Genomic DNA, 3,161 nt, shown 5'->3' with positions numbered 1-3,161 from the left:
CACCCCACGGCGCCCTGGAATGGCCGGCCCTGGGCCTGGCCCTGGTGGTCTTCGCCTTCGCCCCGGCCCTGCCCAACCTCTCCACCAGCCTGGCCTTCGGACTGATCGTATCGCTGTTCGCCTTCGAGACCGGACCGGTGTCACGGGCGTTGCGCCGCCCGGTCCCCCAGGCGCTGGGGACCACATCCTACTCGATCTACCTGACCCACTCGCTCTACACCCTGGCGACCTTCAACCTGATCAAGCAGGCGGGCCTGGCCCTCCACCAACCCTGGCTGCTGGACTCCGAAGGCCGCGATCTGCTGATTCTGGGCGGGCCCTGGGCCATGGACGCCGCAGCGCTCGCCTGCCTGGCCGTGGTGATCGTGAGCTCGCGCCTCACCTACCGCTGGATCGAAGACCCCGCCCGCCTGGCCATCAACCGCTGGTCCAACCGGATTGGGCGACGGGCGGCCTAACCCAAATTCCGCCGGAACAGCGCGTTCAGCCGCTCCCAGTGCCGCTCGGCCGCCGTCTTGTCGTAGGCCCCCCGCTGCGGGAAGGCGAAGCCGTGCTCGACGCCGGGATAGAGCTCGACCTCGGCGCGGACGTCGGGATCGGAGTCCAGCGACTGGCCCAGTTCCTCGACCATCTCCAGCGGCGCCCAGCGGTCGATCTCCGCGCAGGCGAAATAGAGCTCGGCCTTGGACTTCCGCGCCGCCAGGTGCGGGCTGTCGGCCTTGTCGGTGACCAGATAGGTCCCATAGATCGAGGCCGCCGCCTTGACGCGGGCCGAGTGGCGGGCGGCGGCGTTGATCGCGTGCTGGCCGCTCATGCAATAGCCCACGGTCCCGATCCGCTTGGCGTCGGCCGCCGGATCCAGATCGGCGTAGGCGACCAGGGAATCGGTGTCGTCCATGACCATGGCGATGGTCAGGCCGTACATCAGGTCCATCATCTTCTGGCGGCTCGGATCATTGGGATCCGGCGACAAGGGCCCCAGCTCCATGACGCCCGCCCGGTAATAGAGGTTGGGCAGCATCACGTAATAGCCGGCGCTGGCGAACCGCCGGGCCATGTCGCGCAGCTCCTCGCGGATCGCCGGCGCGTCCATGTAGAACAGGATCACCGGGTGCGGCCCGTCCCGCTCGGGATGGACGATGAAGGTGGTGGTCGCGCCGTCCTTGGTGGTGATGTCAACCTGTTGTTCGATCATGAAGCGCCTCGCCGGAGTGTCTGGGTGTGTCAGGGCATGAGCACGCAGGCCCGCGCGAGCGACACGCGGGTCAGGTCGCGGCGGCGCAGGAACACCGCCATGGCGTCGGAGGTCGGGTCGCGGCTGGTCTGCCACTCACCGAGGTCGCGATAGCGGGTCATCAGCAACAGGCGGCGCGCGCCGGCCACGCGGTCAGCGTCGCTCTCGGCGGCCAGGAACAGGCCATGGATCTTGGTCTCGAACCGGGCCTCGAAGTCGGGCCAGGCCTCGCCGGACAGCCGTACGAATTCGTCGACCGCCCCGCCATCGATTGTGAACCAGTTATGGACATAGATCCCGCCGGCCATCGGCGGACCCACCTCGGTGGGGCGCAGGGTCGGACTGAGCCTGTGCGCTTCCCCCGACACCACCCCCGGCGCGCCCAGCACGTCAGTCCGGTCGCCGGGCGCCAGCAACACCAGGGCGGTGTTGGAGGGAAAGCCCAGCAGCGGCGCGAACACCGCCAGGGGCGGCGAGACCCCGGCCTTCAGATGGTCGGCCAGGCTCTTCTGGGCCGTGCGATCACGGCCCAGCTCCAGCTGGAAGTAGCGATAATCCAAGGCCTGGGCCTTAGAAGTTCACGCGGGACGAGATCGCCCCATCGACCAGCATATTGATGCCGGTGGTGAAGGATGAGCGCGGGCTGGCCAGGAACACGGTGGCGGCGGCCACCTCTTCCGGGGTCGCCATGCGGCCGGTCGGGTTGCGCTTGATCATCTGTTCGAAGAAGGCCGGCATGCCGACCTTCACCTTGCCCCACACGCCATCGTCGAAATAGACCGTGCCCGGCGAGATGACATTGCAGCGGACATGCTTGGCCGCGCCCTCGCGGGCCAGGCCCTTGGCGTAGTGGATCAGGGCCGCCTTCATGGCCCCATAGGACGAGGCGTTGGTGGTCTCGGCCGCCGAGACGGAAGCCGTGATCAGGAAGGCCGCGTCGCCCTTCTCGGCGCCAGCCTTTTCCAGGAACGGCTTGGCCGCCTCGAAGCAGTTCACCGCGCCCATGATGTCGATGTCGAACATCGCCTTCCAGTCGCTGGGCGCTATGCCCTGGACCAGGGCGCTGGCGTTGGAGACCACCACGTCGACGCCACCCAGCGCCAGGCCGGCGTTGTTCACGAAGGCCTTGAGCGCCTCGCCGTCGGCGATGTCGACCACCTCGCCATAAGCCTTCACGCCCTTGGCCTCGAGCGCCGCGACGGTGGCCCCGACCTCGTCGGCCTTGCGCGCGCAGATGGCGACATTGGCGCCCTCGTCGGCGAACAGATCGGCGATGGCCCGGCCAATCCCCCGCGTCGCGCCCGTGACAATGGCGGTCTTGCCCTTGAGATGAAGGTCCATGGCGTGGTTTCCCTGTTCGTGTCCGGTCTTGTTGGAAACCCTTCTAGCGCGAGCCGCTGGTCGCGCTAAACACCTGTTCGCAAGCTTGCTCGGATTTCGCCATGCTCGACCAGTTCGACGCCCGCCTCGACGCCGAATTCGCGGCCATCCCGCCGGCCCGACTGCGCGCCGCCCTCAGCCCCCTGCTGCCGAAGGGCGGCTTCGTGGCCGATGTCGAATCGCTGCGCGCCTTCGAGAGCGACGGCCTGGCCGCCTATCGGTCCCTGCCGGCCTGCGTGGTCCTGCCCGAGACCGTCGATCAGGTCCGCGCCGTGCTCGCCGCCTGTTCCGAGCTCGGCGCTCCGGTCGTGGCGCGCGGCGCCGGCACCGGCCTGTCGGGCGGCGCCCTGCCCTTTCCCGGCTCGGTCCTGCTCTCCATGGCCAAGTTCAACAAGATTCTGGAGATCGACCCCCGCGCCCGCATCGCCCGGGTCCAGCCTGGCGTGCGCAACCTCGCCATCTCCGAGGCGGTGGCCGCCATGGGCCTGTTCTACGCCCCCGACCCCTCGTCCCAGATCGCCTGCTCGATCGGCGGCAATGTCGCCGA

General features: G+C 68.7%; 5 protein-coding genes. 2 read left to right on the top strand and 3 right to left on the bottom strand.

What is annotated here, in order from left to right:
- The coding region (locus Q7P21_RS20380; protein ID WP_304180234.1) for a hypothetical protein at positions 1 to 458 on the top strand (458 nt) is incomplete at its 5' end.
- On the opposite strand, the gene Q7P21_RS20375 is transcribed toward Q7P21_RS20380, so the two are convergent.
- Genes Q7P21_RS20375 through Q7P21_RS20365 form a run of 3 tightly spaced genes read right to left on the bottom strand, consistent with a single transcriptional unit; the run spans position 455 to position 2,575 of the window.
- Positions 455 to 1,195: a dienelactone hydrolase family protein gene (locus Q7P21_RS20375; RefSeq protein ID WP_304168448.1), complete on the bottom strand. Its 741-nt coding sequence runs from the start codon at positions 1,193 to 1,195 to the stop codon at positions 455 to 457. The two genes, Q7P21_RS20380 and Q7P21_RS20375, sit on opposite strands and share 4 nt — an antisense overlap.
- A gap of 29 nt (positions 1,196 to 1,224) precedes the next feature.
- Complete coding sequence (locus tag Q7P21_RS20370) at positions 1,225 to 1,794, bottom strand: hypothetical protein (protein ID WP_304180230.1); 570 nt, start codon at positions 1,792 to 1,794, stop codon at positions 1,225 to 1,227.
- Positions 1,795 to 1,804: 10 nt separating this feature from the next.
- Positions 1,805 to 2,575, bottom strand: a complete 771-nt coding sequence (locus tag Q7P21_RS20365) for an SDR family NAD(P)-dependent oxidoreductase (protein WP_304180228.1) — start codon at positions 2,573 to 2,575, stop codon at positions 1,805 to 1,807.
- 101 nt (positions 2,576 to 2,676) lie between these two features.
- On the opposite strand from Q7P21_RS20365, the gene Q7P21_RS20360 reads away from it, so the two are divergent.
- Positions 2,677 to 3,161, top strand: a 485-nt coding sequence (locus tag Q7P21_RS20360; protein WP_304180224.1) for an FAD-binding protein, incomplete at its 3' end; no start/stop codon positions are given.

The organism is Phenylobacterium aquaticum, from assembly GCF_947378715.1.
GTDB classification, from domain to species: Bacteria; Pseudomonadota; Alphaproteobacteria; order Caulobacterales; family Caulobacteraceae; genus Phenylobacterium; species Phenylobacterium aquaticum_A.
This window is presented reverse-complemented; position numbering and strand designations above follow the sequence as displayed.

Bases quoted from the DNA above. Each gene is read 5' to 3' on its own strand.
- Q7P21_RS20375 (WP_304168448.1), bottom strand. From the start codon at position 1,195: ATGATCGAACAACAGGTTGACATCACCACCAAGGACGGCGCGACCACC.
- Q7P21_RS20365 (WP_304180228.1), bottom strand. From the start codon at position 2,575: ATGGACCTTCATCTCAAGGGCAAGACCGCCATTGTCACGGGCGCGACG.